Consider the following 16007-nt stretch of genomic DNA (forward strand, 5'->3'; position numbering starts at 1 on the left):
ACAAAAAAAGTAGAAAAGGAAGTATTTCGCTTCCTTTTCTACTTTTTATCTATCTTTCTCAAATAATGGGCTACGCTGGATAAGCAAGGTGCTTTTCTTACATCATACCGCCCATCATTGATGGATCCATTGCAGGAGCTGCTGGTGCTGCTGGTTCTGGTTTATCTGCAACGACTGCTTCTGTTGTTAATAACAAGGCAGAAACGGAAGCGGCATTTTGCAAGGCAGAACGTGTTACTTTAGTTGGGTCTACGATACCTGCTTCAACCATGTTTACCCATTCTCCAGTAGCAGCGTTGAAACCAGTACCTAGTTCTACGTTCTTCAATTTATCAACAATCACTGATCCTTCATAACCAGCGTTTTCAGCGATTTGACGAATTGGTTCTTCTAAGGCACGAACAACGATCTTGATACCTGTTGCCACGTCTCCTTCTGCTTCTACAGCAGAAACTTTGCTGATAACGTTCACTAGAGCTGTACCACCACCTGAGACCATTCCTTCTTCTACTGCGGCACGCGTAGCATTCAATGCATCTTCAATGCGTAATTTCAATTCTTTCAATTCTGTTTCAGTAGCTGCACCGACTTTAACAACAGCTACACCGCCTGCTAATTTAGCTAAGCGTTCTTGTAATTTTTCGCGGTCAAAATCAGAAGTTGTTTCAGCAATTTGGTTTTTGATCAATTGCACACGCGCTTCGATGGCTTCTTTTTCTCCTGAACCTTCTACGATCGTTGTATTGTCTTTATCTACAACAACTTTAGACGCATTTCCTAAGTTTTCGATTGTTGCATCTTTTAATTCTAGACCTAGATCGTCAGTAATTACTGTACCACCTGTCAAAATAGCAATATCTTCAAGCATTGCTTTACGACGATCACCGAAACCAGGAGCTTTTACGGCTACTACATTAAATGTTCCGCGAATCTTGTTCAATACAAGAGTTGGTAATGCTTCGCCATCTACATCGTCAGCAATGATCAATAATGGACGTGATTGTTGCAAGATTTGTTCTAACAATGGCAGAATGTCTTGGATGTTAGAGATTTTTTTGTCTGTAATCAAGATATATGGGTTTTCTAGAACAGCTTCCATTTTGTCGTTATCTGTTACCATATATTGTGATAAGTAACCACGATCAAATTGCATACCTTCTACAACATCTAGTTCTGTTTCGATTCCTTTTGATTCTTCAATTGTGATGACACCGTCGTTTCCAACTTTTTCCATTGCATCAGCAATCAAATGTCCAACTTTATCAGAGCCTGAAGAAACAGCTGCTACTTGTGCAATGGCTTCTTTTGAATCAACAACTGTTGAGATATTATGCAACTCTTCCACTGCGGCTTTTGTTGCCAATTCGATCCCGCGGCGAATGCCTAGAGGATTAGCACCTGCAGTTACGTTTTTTAAACCTTCGCGAACGATTGCTTGTGTCAAAACAGTGGCTGTCGTTGTTCCGTCACCGGCAATATCATTTGTTTTTGATGCTACTTCTGATACAAGTTTTGCACCCATGTTTTCAAAATGATCTTCTAACTCGATTTCTTTTGCGATCGTCACACCATCATTTGTGATCAATGGAGAGCCGTAAGATTTTTCTAGTACGACATTTCGGCCTTTAGGTCCTAATGTTACTTTCACTGTATCTGCTAATTTATCTACCCCGCGTAACATAGCTGCGCGTGCGTCTTCTGCAAATTTCAATTCTTTTGCCATGATTGATTCACCTCATCGATTATTTTTGATTATTTTTTCTATCTTCAAAATTTACTCAACAATCGCCATGATATCTTTTCCTGCGACGATCAGATATTCTTTTCCTTCGTATTTTACTTCTGTACCGGCGTATTTTTCGAACATAACTTGGTCGCCTGCTTTCACAGCGGCAGGAACTTTTTCACCGTTTTCCAACAAACGGCCCTCACCGACTGCAACAACTGTCCCAGTTTGGGGTTTCTCTTTAGCTGCAGAAGCTAAAACGATTCCTCCGACAGTTTTTTCTTCTTCTTTTGCGACTTCGATAATGACGCGATCACCTAATGGTTTTAACACGATAAATCCCTCCGATAACTCTTTTTTTAATCCGTTAGCACTCTTAACCTTCGAGTGCTAACCTACATTTTTAATAATACTCATTCTCCCTCTTTTTTGCAAGCTTTTAAATCAAAGAAAAGAAATTTTATTCTGACAGTTGCTTATTGAAATTATGATATAATTGAAATCAATCGATAAAAGCTTGCCTTGCATGCTTGTTATCCCTTAAAGGAGGAATTACATGTCTTTAAAAAAATATAGTTTCCTCAGCATTTTTTGCTATGGTCTAATTTTTATCTCACCCTTAATCCTAGCTTCGATAGGACTTGTAAAATCTACGTCTGAATTGATCACAGCAACTGCAGTCATGTATATACTGGGCGCGGTTGTCCTAGCTATTTTTTATTTTAAGCAACGTGAACCGTTAGCAATCGAATCAGCAGTAAAAAAAGCTTCTGTTCCAAAGATCGTTATTTATGGATTAGTTGGAATCTTTGTCGCATTGATTCTGCAAAGCATCGCTGTCATGCTGGAATCTGTATTGTTTGGCGAAGCAACCCCTTCTGAGAATACACAAAATATCATCCAGATGATCATGGAAGCACCTGCTTTTATTTTGGCGACAACTGTTGCCGGACCAATCATGGAAGAGTTCGTATTTCGTCGCAGCATACTGGGGATCATCAGTCGGTATTCAAATTTTTGGGTCGGGGCAGTGATCAGCTCTTTGCTGTTTGCGTTTGCTCATAATGATGGTCATTTGCTGATTTACTTTTTCCTAGGTTTCTTCTTCAGCCTAGAGTACAAAGCTACTGGTCGGATCTGGACATCGATGATCACACACGTAGGAATGAACACATTAGTTGTTCTTGTTCAATTAGCTGTCCAAAAAGGACTGGTATAAACATGATTAGAAATACTCCTGTCATCCTAGATTGGTGATTTTTCCAATCTAAAGCGACAGGAGTATTTTTGTTTTTTTAGTCGATGATCTTTTCTGCTGTTCCATCATTTTTTGTCTGTCTTTCCTTTTTGAAGTTTGCAGAATCTATTTTTTTCAAAAATGGGAAATAAATGAAAAAACTAATTGCCAGCACGATACCTTGTAAAATCGCTGCAGGCACTCCGCCTACTAAAAAACCCGAGAGGATCGGCGGTGTTGTCCAAGGAACTTGGACCGCTGTAAATAAAGGAACGAATCCAAAATATAAAGCGGAATAGGTAATCAATCCTGAGAGGATCGGCGCGAAAATAAAAGGAACAGCCATCATCGGGTTCATCACAATTGGTGTGGAAAAAATAATCGATTCATTGATATTGAAAAAGGCTGGTAAAAGAGAAAGTTTTCCTAATTCTCGGTATTTCCTCGATTTCGCAAAAAACATCATAAAAAATACAGCTCCTAACGTCAAACCTGCTCCGGTAACAGTCATGAATTGATCAAGAAATTGCTGAGTAACGATATGCCCGCCATTTGCCACAGTCAAGTCTTTTCCAGAGGCTAAGATTTCTGCATTTGCTAATGAGTTTGCTTGTAAGATCGGACTAACCAACCCATTGACCATCGCAGATCCATGAAGACCAAATAGCCATAAAAACGGGACAAAAAAACCTAATAAAAGCACACCGAATAACGTGTCTATCAACGATTGGATCGGAAGCTGGACGTACGTCCATATTCCTTGAATGACAGTCATCCCGAACAACTGTTGAAAAACCGCTGAACCTATAAGCGTAAAAGTAACTATAGCAAGTATTGGGATCAATGAAGTAAAAGACTGCCAAACATTTTCAGGAATCTTCCCATTTTGCCTCCATCCTTTCGCAAATCTTGCTAAACGTGCATAGCCCCATCCAATGAGGAGCCCGGTTGCAACTGCTCCTAGTATCCCTTCACCGCCTGTCCAGATATTATCTATCTCTACCTGAACATTAAGTGGCTGAATAAGTAGTAGATAAGCAGACAAGGCTGTCATGCCGACTGGCAAGCGATCGATGTTTTCTTCTTTTGCATAAGCATACGCAATAGCAAAAACGATCCAAAAGGCTATCACGTCAAATGTAGCCTGGTATACTTGTGTAAAATACATAGAAAATCCTGTTTTATCTATCCACTGAGCGATGTAATCTACAGGAAAATGAGCAAATAAGAAAAACAGCGAGCCAACTATAATTATCGGGATCGTATAAGTCATTCCATTACGCAAAGCAGTTAAGGGTCTAAGATTCACAACAGATGTTACCATTGGTAAAAAGGCACGATCTAACCACTCTTTCATTTCTTATCTCCTTCATCTTCTATTTGATCAACTAGTTTCCTTAATTTAACTATACCCAATGATCACGAACCATGAAAGGAATGCGCACTAAGCTTTTCAAAAAACGGATTCTTTGACGAATATCCAGTAACTGCTTACAATGGACAGGAATAAAAAAGGAGGCTTTTTTTATGAAAATCGCAATCATTGGCGCTACTGGTCATGCAGGTTCATTTATTTTAGACGAAGCATTGTCCAGAGATTTAGACGTGACGGCAATCGTGCGTCATCCAGAAAAATTGCCATCAGATGTTCCGTTTATACAAAAGGATTTATTTGAGTTGACAACTACTGATCTTACATCTTTTGATGTTGTCGTTGATGCTTTCAACGCTCCTAAAGGAAAAGAAGAAATGCATCAAACTTCTTTGTCCCATTTGATTGAGATACTTGAAGGAACCGATACACGCTTAATTGTCGTTGGGGGCGCCTCTTCGTTATTCTTAGATACAGAAAAGACGACTCGTATGATTGACCAAGTGCCTAAAAATGCACCCTTCTATCCAACAGTTTTCAATATGTACGAAGGATTGCTAAAATTGAAACAATCTAAAAATCTACAGTGGACTTATATCAGTCCAGCTTCTTTATTTGATCCACACGGCAAGCGTACAGGCACTTATTTATTAAGTGATGATTATTTACAAAGAAACGCTGTTGGCGACAGTACGATTAGCATGGCAGATTACGCGATTGCATTAGTAGATGAGATACTGGATAAACAACATGAAAAACAGCATATCAGTGTAGTCAGCCGATAATACGGTTATTTTGTCAATGATCTGAAAAAAATAAAAACAGAAGATAAAACCAACACTGATTGATTTTATCTTCTGTTTTTATTTTTTATTGACTACACTGTTTAAATCGAAAATAGCTCAGTTGCTTCATCTGGATCTGTATCATAGATTTCAAAATCATGTCCAACGCCAAAATCTTTTTCTTTCAAAACATTTTCCATCGTTAAATGAGCAAGTTCTTTCATATTGTTTTCCTTGCTAAGATGACCAAGATAGATTCGTTTGGTCCGATTACCGATCACATCAGTCATGACAAGTGCACCATCTTCGTTGGAAAGATGCCCTCTATCTCCTAAAATACGCTGTTTTAGATTCCACGGATAAGGTCCCATGCGTAACATCTCAAGATCATGGTTACTTTCCATCAAATAACCATCGGCATTTTCAATGACACCTCGCATGTAATCACTGCAGTATCCGGTATCCGTCAACATGACGAATGAACGGTTTTCTTTATGGAAACGATAAAATTGCGGAGCTGCTGCGTCATGGGAGACGCCGAAACTCTCAATATCGATATCGCCGAATGTTCTTACTTTTCCCATCTCAAATAGATGTTTTTGTTCCACTGGTACATTCCCAATCAGCGGCTCCATCGCTTCCCAAGTCTGCTGATTGGCAAAAACATCCAAATGATACTTACGAGCCAAGACACCCACACCATGTATATGGTCTCGATGTTCATGCGTCACAAGTATTCCATCTAATTGGTCCGGTGTCCGATCAATTTGAGCCATCAAGGAAGTGATTTTTTTACCGCTAAGTCCTGCATCGACCAAAAGCCGTTTTTTTTCACTTTCGATATAAAGTGAATTACCCGAACTTCCACTTGCTAGGATACTGATTTTAAAAGCTGGTTTTTCTTCAGCCATTTGACTCCTACTTCCCTTCTTACTTTGTAAACTTTTTTCATTATACTCGCTTTTTTATTGATCTTCCACTTTTGGTACAGTATTGTTTGTCACGATCGTATTGCTGAAAGCGTTGACGCTCTCGATTTGGACCACTTTATCGCTTGTTTCGATTGCTACATGCCAAACAGGAACATACACATTTTTTTCCCGGACTTTCAGAATACAGGAATAAGCTAGTTGACGCCATAAAATTTTTGATCCTCTTGGTATTTTGTTATTGATGTACAATGTATTGATTGCTTCCTCTTCCGTATACAGTTCCGTCTTTTCGCGCAGCTGCTCGATATCAGATAAATGCGTCTGCATGTATTTCGTGATGCTATAATCATTATCGTTTTTTTCTAAAGAAAGAACGATTTTTGCTGTATCATCATTGAATGGGATGCCTTCATACTCTTGGCTTGCTTGGATTTCTAGTGGTTCTTCTTCTAAATGAGAAAAATTTTTCGTGTACACATACTCATTACCGAATAAAATATTGTCTTTGTTAGCTAAAAAATCTTCCAAAGAACTGCTGATCTTATCTGGATCAATCACGTTCTTTTCAGCTTCTGAGCTGGATAAGGATTTTGTCAAAACATCGCCGTCTAAAAACACGCCACTTTCCAACAATCCGCTTTTTCCAGCCTTGCGATAATTTGCTAATGAAGTGCTAAGATTGGTCTGTTCCGCGCTAAGATAATAGCCTTGCTTGCTCTCAGAAGAAATCTTCCCCGTATAAGTGATATCGTCACTAGCCAGACGTTGTTGAATTGATTCAGTCTGATCAGAACGAATGACATTGTTTTCTTGGTATACCGCATCATGATAACTGCTGAATAAAAACACATTCAACCCTAAAAAAGCGACGAAAAATATCCATTCGATTTTTTTAAAATCCAATTAATTCGCCTCCAATCCAGGTAATTTTTCCAGAAGGTCGTTAGCTGAATACCAGTTATCTTTATATTTCACATACCATTCAGGTAAGAGATCAACGACGCGATTCGTTTCTTTGACATTTTGCCATGTATAGCCAACGATTACTGAACCAATCTTGTTGCTATCTGCTCCCTTAGCTTCCAGCTGCTGGATGATTTCATTCGTACTTGCAAGTTCTACTTCTTCATCTGAAGGTATCGGTACTTGAATCGTATTCAAACTGGTTTGGATATTCACTTGCACCGAACCGTTTGTTTCACCGCCAACTTCCACACCGATCTGTCCTCTGCTGTCCGTCCCAAAAACCGGAAAGCCTTCCACGAAGATCCGGTAATCGATTGTATTGTCACTCCGGTCAAAATATCTGAGATTCCCTAAAGAACTGCCTAATTTGCTAATATAGGGAAAACTTTCAGAAAATACACTAGCATTTTCTTTTTTCTCTGGCAGCTCTCCTCGAAAATCAACTACTTGCGTTTCCGAATGGATAGACATCGTTTCATTCCCACCGTAAAAAATCAATTCATTGCTTTCATCATTATTTTTCACGCTATCTGGCTTCTGGAAAAAAGCATTTCTAAAAAGTGTATAGGGTTGCTGCGAAAGGATATAGCTGTACTTTTTCAACTTGATTGAATGTTTCGTAGCATATTGCGTGTCGATCGTCGACGGTTCTGTTGACATTTCTGTCCATTTCGTGTCGTTTGCTGTTAATTCTTTGTTGATATCCTCCCAATTCAACGAAATATTCGCTTCATATACAAGGTGGTTCGAATAATTCAAAAATCGGATTTTTTTGTTTCCTTGATCGAATTGTATTCTAGTAAAATACATATTTTCGCTTTCTTTTGCCAAATTCGAGACGTCTACATCTAAATCAAATGCTTCCTTATATTCTCTTAGCAAAAAAGGCGCATTATAGGCCAACTCGAAACCAGATGTCAGATTTTTCACTTGTTCGAATTGTGATTCATCTCCCGAAACGACTTCAGAAAGCTTCCCGAATCTTGCTTTATCGATGATCAATTGCAATCGGTACACGAGATTTTCACTGTTGGTTTCTTGGATCGTTCCCGAATGGTGCCATGTAACATGAAGCGGAAGAAAGACTTCGGAAGTTTTTCGATTGCTTTGAGACTCGATCATTTGAGTGTTTGTCTCATCTACGTTGATTGAACTTTTTCCTGCTGGGCTCAGCCAGATTGCATAAGAGAAGTATATGCTTAACGCAACCATCAAAATGAGTCCTATACGAACGACTTTTTCAGAGATTCTCATTCCCACCATTCCTCCTCATAAGGTTCATATGGCAGCGAGATATAAAAAGTCGATCCTTTTCCTTCCTTGCTCTCTGCCCAAATAGCGCCTCGATGCGCCTTGATCACTTCTCTAGAAATAGCTAATCCAAGACCTGTCCCACCTTGTGCTCTTGCACGTGCTTTATCTACTCGATAGAACCGCTCGAACACTCGGTTCAGATCTTTTTTAGGAATCCCCAATCCTTGATCGGTGATACTTAAAATCACGTTATTATGCGTTTCTAATAAGCGACAGGTGATCGTTCCCCCATCTGGTGAATACTTGATCGCGTTATTCATGATATTATCGACTACTTGGATGATTTTATCTGTATCTACTTCGACCCAAAGATCTCTTTGCGTGAATTCACGACGGATCTTATAATTTTTTTCCTGATTTCCTACCATCATATCAAACCGGTCAAGAACAAAATTCACTAACTCGTTGAAATTGACATATTCTAATTGAAGCTGGGTATTACCTGTATCCATGCGAGACAGATTCAGGAGATCATTGATCATTCGAATCATCCGATCTGTTTCATCCAATGTTACCTTCAAAAAATTTGGTGCTACTTCCTCGTCTTTCCACGCACCTTCGCTCAATGCTTCGATATAACTACGCATACTTGTCAACGGTGTACGAAGTTCATGGGAAACATTAGAGACGAATTCACGACGTTCCCGTTCTGTTTTTTCTTGTTCTGTCACATCATGCAAGACAGCTACTAATCCGCTGATAAAACCTGATTCACGACGGATCATGGAAAAGTCTACTCGTAAGATCATCTGATCGCTCTCCAATGTACTGGTTGAACGGTCAAGTACCATTTCGTTTGGATCTTCTAATAATTTACGCAAGGTATATTCTTCTTCGATATCCAAAAGTGTCAAAATCGATTGTCCAATTGCTTCCTCATTTTTGACATCTAGCAAGGAAACAGCCATATCATTGATCGTAATGACTTTACCCCTGCGATCTGTCGCAATGACGCCGTCTGTCATATGGGATAGCACGCTATCCAACCGATTGCGTTCAGCTTCCATTGTATCTTGAGCTTCTTCAATACGTTCAGCTAACTGATTGAAGGTATCAGCCAGCTGTCCAAGTTCATCTTGTCCATGCACTTTGACTTTCCGACTGTAGTCTCCTCTAGCGATTCGAATGGCTTGTTCTCTCATTTCACCGATCGGCTGTGTAATCGAACGAGCAACTAAAACAGATACGATCATTGAAATAAATGCCGCAATTAGTGAGGCAGTAAAGAAAATGACTGCTGTGTTATTGATTTCCGAATATTTTTGTTCGATATTACTTTTGACGTAAAGAGCCCCGATAACGGCATCGCCGGTCGGGGACAGGATCGGTTGAACATTGATATTCACCCGTTTATCGTCGTTATCTAAAGCAACATAACGTTTAGTCGTGAAATCATTGATATCAACATAATCATTTTTCTTTCCCACAGCGCTTTGTTCATTGACATCGGTTGTTCCTCGGATGATCCCTTTTTCGTCAACGACCCGTATTTCGATGATATCGCTAGTCGCACTGTTTTCAATAAATCTTTTGATATTCGCATTTACCTCTTCATCATCTGCATTATCTTTTCGATTCAATTCCGGGCTGATTGTTGTTGCTAATGATTCCACCGTTTGATTCATATCTTTAATAAATGTATTGATCGTGGAACGTTCCAATCCACGTATAAAATAGGCGCCAATAATTTCGATCGAGATCAATAAAATCAAAATAAAAGTAATAGCGATCTTAAAATTGACTGATCGAAAAAAGCGGACTTTTCTTTTCATCCAATTACTCCTGTTCTGGGTTACGCAAATAGTAACCGACACCACGACGTGTCACTAAATAATTTGGATGGCTTGGATTATCTTCGATCTTTTCACGCAAACGACGTACAGTTACATCCACTGTTCGTACATCTCCAAAATAATCATAACCCCAAACCGTTTGTAATAAATGTTCTCTTGTCATCACTTGTCCAAGGTGCTTCGCCAAGTAAAAGAGTAGTTCGAATTCACGATGTGTTAACTCGATTGTTTCTCCTCGTTTCGTCACCATGTAAGCTTCTGGATGGATCGTCAAATCACCAATCGTCAATTCCGCAGGTGCTGCCTCTTCTGGTTCCTTCGCAGCCGTGGCACCGCGACGAAGATTTGCTTTGACACGTGCAACTAATTCTCGGTTGGAAAATGGCTTGGTCACGTAATCATCGGCGCCTAACTCTAAGCCTAGGACTTTATCAATTTCAGAATCTTTAGCTGTTACCATAATGATCGGCATATCATAAGTTTTGCGTACCTCACGAGCAACTTCTAAGCCGTCCATTTTAGGTAGCATCAAATCAAGTAAAATCAAATCAGGTTCTACCTCAGCAACTTTTTCCAAGGCTTCTTCCCCATCATATGCAGTATAAACATCATAGCCTTCTTTGGCTAAATTGAATTTAACGATATCCGAAATCGGCTTCTCATCATCGACAACTAAAACTTTTTTCATAAAGAGCCACCTCTTATATATTATTGTCATACCTTCTCATTATACCGTATTTCTGCTTTTGTTTCATCTTTGCCTATAAAACAAAAGAGAAAATTAAAATGAAAGTGCAAAATACTTTATTATTTTTTGTTCTAACTTCAATAAAAAAGGAAAACACTGATTTTCACCTCAGTGTTTCCTTTTTTTGATTTATCCTTCTAAAACTTGTATACCGACACCCAATAATCCCGGACCAGTGTGGACTACTAATGCCGGAGAAATCTGGCCAAAGTAGATTTGGTTTGCTTGTGGGAACTCTCTTTTAAGTCTCGCTTCCATTTCAATTGCTTCTTCTTTCGCATCCCCATGGGCAACAGCTAAGTTGAAGACCTTTGCATTACCGATTTTTTCTTTGACGTAAGCAACCGTTTTATCCAAACTTTTTTTACGTCCCCTAGCTTTTCCTACTGTGTAATAAATCCCTTCTTCATTACATGAGATGATTGGGTTAAGTTTTAAAGCGGTTCCTACAATAGAAGCAACTAAACCGATCCGTCCACCTTTTTGAAGATATTCCAATGTCGCAACATTAAAGAAAACTTTTGTTCTTTCGACTAACTCATTCAGATTACTGATCAGTTGATCCCATTCTACTCCTTCTTCCAGCCATTTTGCTGCTTGGATCGCAGAAAAACCTGCACCAATACCAATATTTTTCGTATCTAGTACATATGCTTCCAATTCTTCTTGCTGTTGTGCAATTAAACGAACCACATTATATGTCCCGCTCAATCCACTGGAAATTGTTACCGCAAGTACCTTTTCATAACCGTCTTTTTTGATTTGCTCAAAGATTTCTGTGATCGACTCACCATCCGGCAAAGATGTACCAGGGATTTCCTCTGGCAAACGTTGATAGATCTCTTCAGGGGTAATGTCAATTTTATCTGTATATACCTGATCTTTATAAATAATTTTCAATGGGATCATATACATCTCGTATTTTTTTATCAATTCTTCTGGCACATCCGTACCTGAATCTACTAAAATTGCGATTTTATTGTTTTTCATTTGTTTTCTCCTCTTTTAAATATTCGGTTTCTAGAACAATCGTTTTTTCCGCAAGAAGTTTCATTGCAAACGATAAAGTTGCTGCTCTTACAGCAATATATTCTACAGGGGTCGCCTGGTCGAATTTTTGGGGATGGGATTTGCCTTGTGCTAATTGGCTAACCATCCATACAGCTGCTTCTTGTTCATCACAGAATAGATTATAAGCTTCACGAATCCCCACTGTTTTTCCTTGGAACAATATTCCTTCTTTGATTTCAGGAATAGTCAATACTTGTTTCAATGTAGTAATTGCAAGTAAAAATGCTACGTGTTCTTTGTTGTATCTTTTTTTAACTGGTGCTGGTATCAAACCTAGTTTAACGTAGTTGTTTACCATAGAGGAGGTCAGCAATGGATGCTTTTCTCCTTGTATCACAGGTGAAAGATAACGATCAACTAACGTTCTGACTTGATCCATATAAAGTTCTAGGTCGGGGAGCTCTTCCCAGTGAGGCAGACGGAATGTTTCCAGTTCTTTTCCCCACTCTATTAATTGCTGACGCATTTTTTCCATCGTAACCGCTCCTTTTTTCATTTCATTAACATGATACCAAAGTTATCATAAACATTCAATCTAGTTGTTTGAACTAGATGATTTAATTAATGGAATTTTATAAAAGCAAAAAAACAAGAAGGCCAAGCCTTCTTGTCTTTTATCGTTAAGAACAGGAGACCCGCCGGGGAGACGGCGGGAAAGGAGTAAAAAATGAAAAAAGTGTTAGGGTTTGTTCTCTTGCAAGAACTTTGTTTGTTGGTATGCTTATATAATAGCGAGCAAATGTGAATAATCTATGAATGATTTCCTATAAGGAAGTAAAGATTTTTCTGATTTTCTTTAAATGTAGTCTTGCATTTTAAAATTCTTAGTGCTACTATTATTAAGTACTTTTTGTACGGGCCGTTAGCTCAGTTGGTAGAGCAGCTGACTCTTAATCAGCGGGTCGCGGGTTCGAGCCCCTCACGGCCCATTGGGTGCCAAACCCACGAGAATGGTAGTTTGTCGGCGTCTTCGGACGTTTCGAAGACGAACTGCGCATTCTCTTTTTTTATAAGACAGACGAATATGGAGCTTCCAAAACTGGATTTTTGATCCAATTTTGGAAGCTCCATTTATTTCGTGTCTGTCTTTTTATTTTTTCCAGCTTTCGACTAATTCTTGGTTCTCTTTGATCCAGTCTTTTGCTGCTTGCTGTGGATCTTTTCCATTGTTGATTTCCAACATAACTTTTTCCATATCTTTTTCTGACCAATGGAAATTGTCTAATACTTTGTAAGCTTCTGGCTGGTCTTCTTTCAATCCTTTTCGAACCATCGTATGGATCTGCTCTTCGCTTCCCATTCCGTTTTCAGGATCTTCTAAGTATTTCAGATCATATTTGGCAAACATCCAATGAGGTGTCCATCCTGTAACTACAATTGGTTCGTGTTTTTTGATCGCTTGACCTAGTGCAACGGTCATTGCTCCTGAAGAAGATGTCTCTACTTTCCAGTCTTTCAAGTTGTCATATTTTTGGATCGTGTTTTCAGCAGCCGTAACTACACCAGCTCCTGGCTCGATTCCTATGATTTTCTTACCTGCCTGATCGGTTAACTCATCGATCGAATTTACATCCATGTAGGCTGGCACTGCTAAACCAACTTTTGCTCCTGTCAAATTGGCACCTAGGTCTTCGACTTGATCTTTATATTGTGCATATTGTGAACCATGAGTTTTAGGTAGCCAAGCTGAAACCATGGCATCTGACTCGCCATTTGAAACAGATTTCCACATGATTGAATTATCTAATGGCGTCATCGTTACATCATAGCCCATTTGTTTCAATACTTCACCGACTACATTTGTTGAAGCAACTTCTGTATCCCATTCAACATAAGATAAGTTGATACGTTTTGTTTCTTTGGCAGATGAAAAACTCCCTATACCAATCGCACCTAAGATCACTACTACTACAGCACCAATGATCAGTCCTTGACGTTTTTTACTTTTCTGTGTTATTGCTCCTGCAGCTTTTTTATTGTTTGGCTGGTTCAAATGCTGTGTAAAACGGTCAATGATGATTGCTAAGATAACTAATGCAACCCCGTTGACAAATCCATTCCCGACTTGTGCTCTTTGCAATGCTGATAATACGCCGCGTCCTAAGCCGGGTGCACCGATCATAGAGGCAATAACGACCATTGAAAGTGACAGCATTGTTGTTTGATTGATCCCTGCCATGATCGTACTTTTAGCTAAAGGCAATTCTAGTTTGAATAGTTTTTGACGACTTGTGCTCCCGAATGAATCAGAAGCTTCTACTAATTCTTTAGGAACTTGTCGAATCCCTAAATTCGTAAAACGAACGGTTGGTGGCAGAGCAAAGATGACTGAGGCAAATACCCCTGGAACCATCCCGATACCGAAAAATGCAACTGCTGGAATCAAATAAACGAATCCTGGCATTGTCTGCATAAAGTCAAGGATCGGTTTGATAATACTTTGGGCTTTACTGCTTTTTGCCATCAAGATCCCTAATGGTACCCCAATGATGATCGAGATCACACTAGATAAAAGAACAAGTGTGACAGTATTCATCAAATCATTCCATAGACCTTGGTTATAAATAAACCATAGACCGATTAATGTGAACAACGTAAGTCCTGGACGTTTCTTAGAAATAAAGAAAGCTGCTACCGTCAATAACAAGATAAACAAAGGAGCTGGAATCACTAACAGTAAATTTGTAATCCCCGACATCACTGCCTGTCCAATCGTTTGTAAAAATGAAAATAGGCCAGAAAAAGTTGTCGTAAACCATTCTGTGATATTTTCTACCCAGTTTGCCACTGGTAATTGATAGTTCAATAGATTATTCATGTTCACTCACCTCGCTTATTTCTGCTAATGCTTCAATCACACTACCTCGGATGACGACACCTTTTAATTTTCCATCCTCTACAACTGCAAGTGGAGTCGGTGAGTCATAAATAATATTGAAAATATCACTTACCACCATGTCTTTCCCAATCACCGTCACATTTTCATCTAGGAAGTCGATCAATGGACGTTTTTGCTTCCTAGCTTCTAACGCCTGATCTGCAGTAATGATTCCTTTCAGGTGTCTCTTTCGGTCAACAGCCATCAGCATGCTGACTTCTTCATTACGCATCCTTGTCAATGCGACATTTGGTCCATCAGATTCGATATTCGTCGTCAATGCAGGTACCATGATGTTTTGAGCAGTAAGCACTTTGGAACGATCGACTTCTTCCACAAATTCACGTACGTAATCATTTGCTGGATTGGTCAATATTTCTTCACCTGTTCCGATCTGCATGATTTCGCCGTCTTTCATTAATGCGATTCTGTCCCCGATCCGTAAAGCTTCATTCAAATCATGGGTAATGAAAATAATCGTTTTTTGAACATTGGCTTGCAGGTCCAGTAATTCGTCTTGCATTTCTCGCCGGATCAGCGGATCAAGAGCCGAGAACGCTTCGTCCATCAGCAAGATCTCAGGATCATTTGCTAAAGCTCTGGCTAGGCCAACCCGTTGTTGCATCCCACCAGATAACTGACTAGGATATTGGTCTTTAAATGAAAGCAAACTAGAATTTTCTAATGCTTTTTCTGCTTTTTCTTGTCGTTCTTCTTTAGGTACACCACGGACTTCTAACCCGTATTCTGTATTTTCCAAGATCGTTCGATGTGGAAACAGACCGAAGTTTTGGAAAACCATATTGATTTTATGACGACGGACTTCTCGCAATTCTTCTTTACTTAACTTCGATACATCTTCTCCATCAATATAGATACTGCCCGAAGTTGGCTCAATCAGACGATTCAATAGACGGATCAATGTGGATTTCCCACTCCCGGAAAGCCCCATGATCACGAAGATTTCTCCTTCTTTTACGTCAAAATTCACGTCATACACACCAACCGTTGCACCGGTTTTCTTTAAAATCTCCGTTTTCGGCTGGTGATCATTCATCATATCTAAAGCGGCTTGTGTCTTTTTACCAAATATCTTTGTTAAATGTTTTACTTCTACTTTTACCAAACAAATTCTCCTTTTTTATGTAAATTCATTTTTCTTTCTGAAAAAAGTGACCACACTAT

General features: G+C 39.2%; 14 protein-coding genes and 1 tRNA gene. 3 read left to right on the plus strand and 12 right to left on the minus strand.

Translation table 11 applies throughout. The features are described 5' to 3' along the window. Positions 1 to 97: 97 nt before the first annotated feature. Both groL and groES read right to left on the minus strand, forming a co-directional pair. The gene (gene groL, locus IGJ53_RS11690; protein ID WP_002290607.1) at positions 98 to 1723 is read right to left on the minus strand and encodes a chaperonin GroEL; all 1626 of its coding nucleotides are present in this window, start codon (positions 1721 to 1723) and stop codon (positions 98 to 100) included. Between the two features lie 51 nt (positions 1724 to 1774). Further along, entirely contained in the window at positions 1775 to 2059 is a 285-nt protein-coding gene (gene groES, locus IGJ53_RS11695; RefSeq protein WP_002288862.1) for a co-chaperone GroES, read from the minus strand. A 223-nt stretch (positions 2060 to 2282) separates the two neighbouring features. Between groES and IGJ53_RS11700 the strand changes: the two genes are divergently transcribed. Next, complete coding sequence (locus tag IGJ53_RS11700; RefSeq protein WP_086311483.1) at positions 2283 to 2945, plus strand: CPBP family intramembrane glutamic endopeptidase; 663 nt, start codon at positions 2283 to 2285, stop codon at positions 2943 to 2945. A 76-nt stretch (positions 2946 to 3021) separates the two neighbouring features. On the opposite strand, the gene IGJ53_RS11705 is transcribed toward IGJ53_RS11700, so the two are convergent. Beyond that, entirely contained in the window at positions 3022 to 4320 is a 1299-nt protein-coding gene (locus tag IGJ53_RS11705; RefSeq protein WP_259742206.1) for a PTS sugar transporter subunit IIC, read from the minus strand. A 170-nt stretch (positions 4321 to 4490) separates the two neighbouring features. On the opposite strand from IGJ53_RS11705, the gene IGJ53_RS11710 reads away from it, so the two are divergent. Next, the gene (locus IGJ53_RS11710) at positions 4491 to 5120 is read left to right on the plus strand and encodes an NAD(P)-dependent oxidoreductase (protein WP_438750273.1); all 630 of its coding nucleotides are present in this window, start codon (positions 4491 to 4493) and stop codon (positions 5118 to 5120) included. Between the two features lie 101 nt (positions 5121 to 5221). Here IGJ53_RS11710 and IGJ53_RS11715 read toward each other — a convergent pair whose 3' ends face one another. The 7 genes from IGJ53_RS11715 to IGJ53_RS11745 all read right to left on the minus strand — a co-directional run bounded on the left by IGJ53_RS11715 (position 5222) and on the right by IGJ53_RS11745 (position 12419). Continuing rightward, positions 5222 to 6031, minus strand: a complete 810-nt coding sequence (locus IGJ53_RS11715; RefSeq protein ID WP_002288854.1) for an MBL fold metallo-hydrolase — start codon at positions 6029 to 6031, stop codon at positions 5222 to 5224. Positions 6032 to 6085: 54 nt separating this feature from the next. Next, a complete protein-coding gene (locus IGJ53_RS11720; RefSeq protein ID WP_010732913.1) occupies positions 6086 to 6955 on the minus strand; it encodes a two-component system regulatory protein YycI in 870 nt (289 codons plus the stop codon). After that, positions 6956 to 8272, minus strand: a complete 1317-nt coding sequence (locus tag IGJ53_RS11725) for a YycH family regulatory protein (RefSeq protein WP_438750276.1) — start codon at positions 8270 to 8272, stop codon at positions 6956 to 6958. After that, positions 8269 to 10104 carry a cell wall metabolism sensor histidine kinase WalK gene (gene walK / locus IGJ53_RS11730; protein WP_002310033.1) on the minus strand — a complete coding sequence of 612 codons (1836 nt, stop codon included), beginning with the start codon at positions 10102 to 10104 and terminating at the stop codon, positions 8269 to 8271. Before walK ends, IGJ53_RS11725 begins: the two co-directional genes overlap by 4 nt. Before the next feature lie 4 nt (positions 10105 to 10108). Then, positions 10109 to 10813 (minus strand): response regulator YycF, encoded by a 705-nt coding sequence (gene yycF / locus IGJ53_RS11735; RefSeq protein ID WP_002288850.1) that lies wholly within the window; start codon positions 10811 to 10813, stop codon positions 10109 to 10111. A gap of 189 nt (positions 10814 to 11002) precedes the next feature. Beyond that, a complete protein-coding gene (locus IGJ53_RS11740; protein ID WP_002299785.1) occupies positions 11003 to 11863 on the minus strand; it encodes a DegV family protein in 861 nt (286 codons plus the stop codon). Next, on the minus strand, positions 11850 to 12419 hold the full coding sequence (locus IGJ53_RS11745; protein WP_049142158.1) for a DUF1836 domain-containing protein: 570 nt from the start codon (positions 12417 to 12419) through the stop codon (positions 11850 to 11852). Before IGJ53_RS11745 ends, IGJ53_RS11740 begins: the two co-directional genes overlap by 14 nt. Before the next feature lie 381 nt (positions 12420 to 12800). On the opposite strand from IGJ53_RS11745, the gene IGJ53_RS11750 reads away from it, so the two are divergent. Continuing rightward, positions 12801 to 12873 (plus strand) — tRNA-Lys (locus IGJ53_RS11750). Between the two features lie 161 nt (positions 12874 to 13034). Here IGJ53_RS11750 and IGJ53_RS11755 read toward each other — a convergent pair. Both IGJ53_RS11755 and IGJ53_RS11760 read right to left on the minus strand, forming a co-directional pair. After that, positions 13035 to 14762, minus strand: a complete 1728-nt coding sequence (locus tag IGJ53_RS11755; protein WP_259742210.1) for an ABC transporter permease/substrate binding protein — start codon at positions 14760 to 14762, stop codon at positions 13035 to 13037. After that, a complete protein-coding gene (locus IGJ53_RS11760; protein ID WP_259742211.1) occupies positions 14755 to 15948 on the minus strand; it encodes a quaternary amine ABC transporter ATP-binding protein in 1194 nt (397 codons plus the stop codon). The genes IGJ53_RS11755 and IGJ53_RS11760 overlap by 8 nt, the downstream gene beginning before the upstream one ends. Positions 15949 to 16007: the final 59 nt, after the last annotated feature.

It is taken from the genome of Enterococcus sp. DIV1283b, from assembly GCF_051710965.1.
Taxonomy (GTDB): Bacteria; Bacillota; Bacilli; order Lactobacillales; family Enterococcaceae; genus Enterococcus_B; species Enterococcus_B lactis.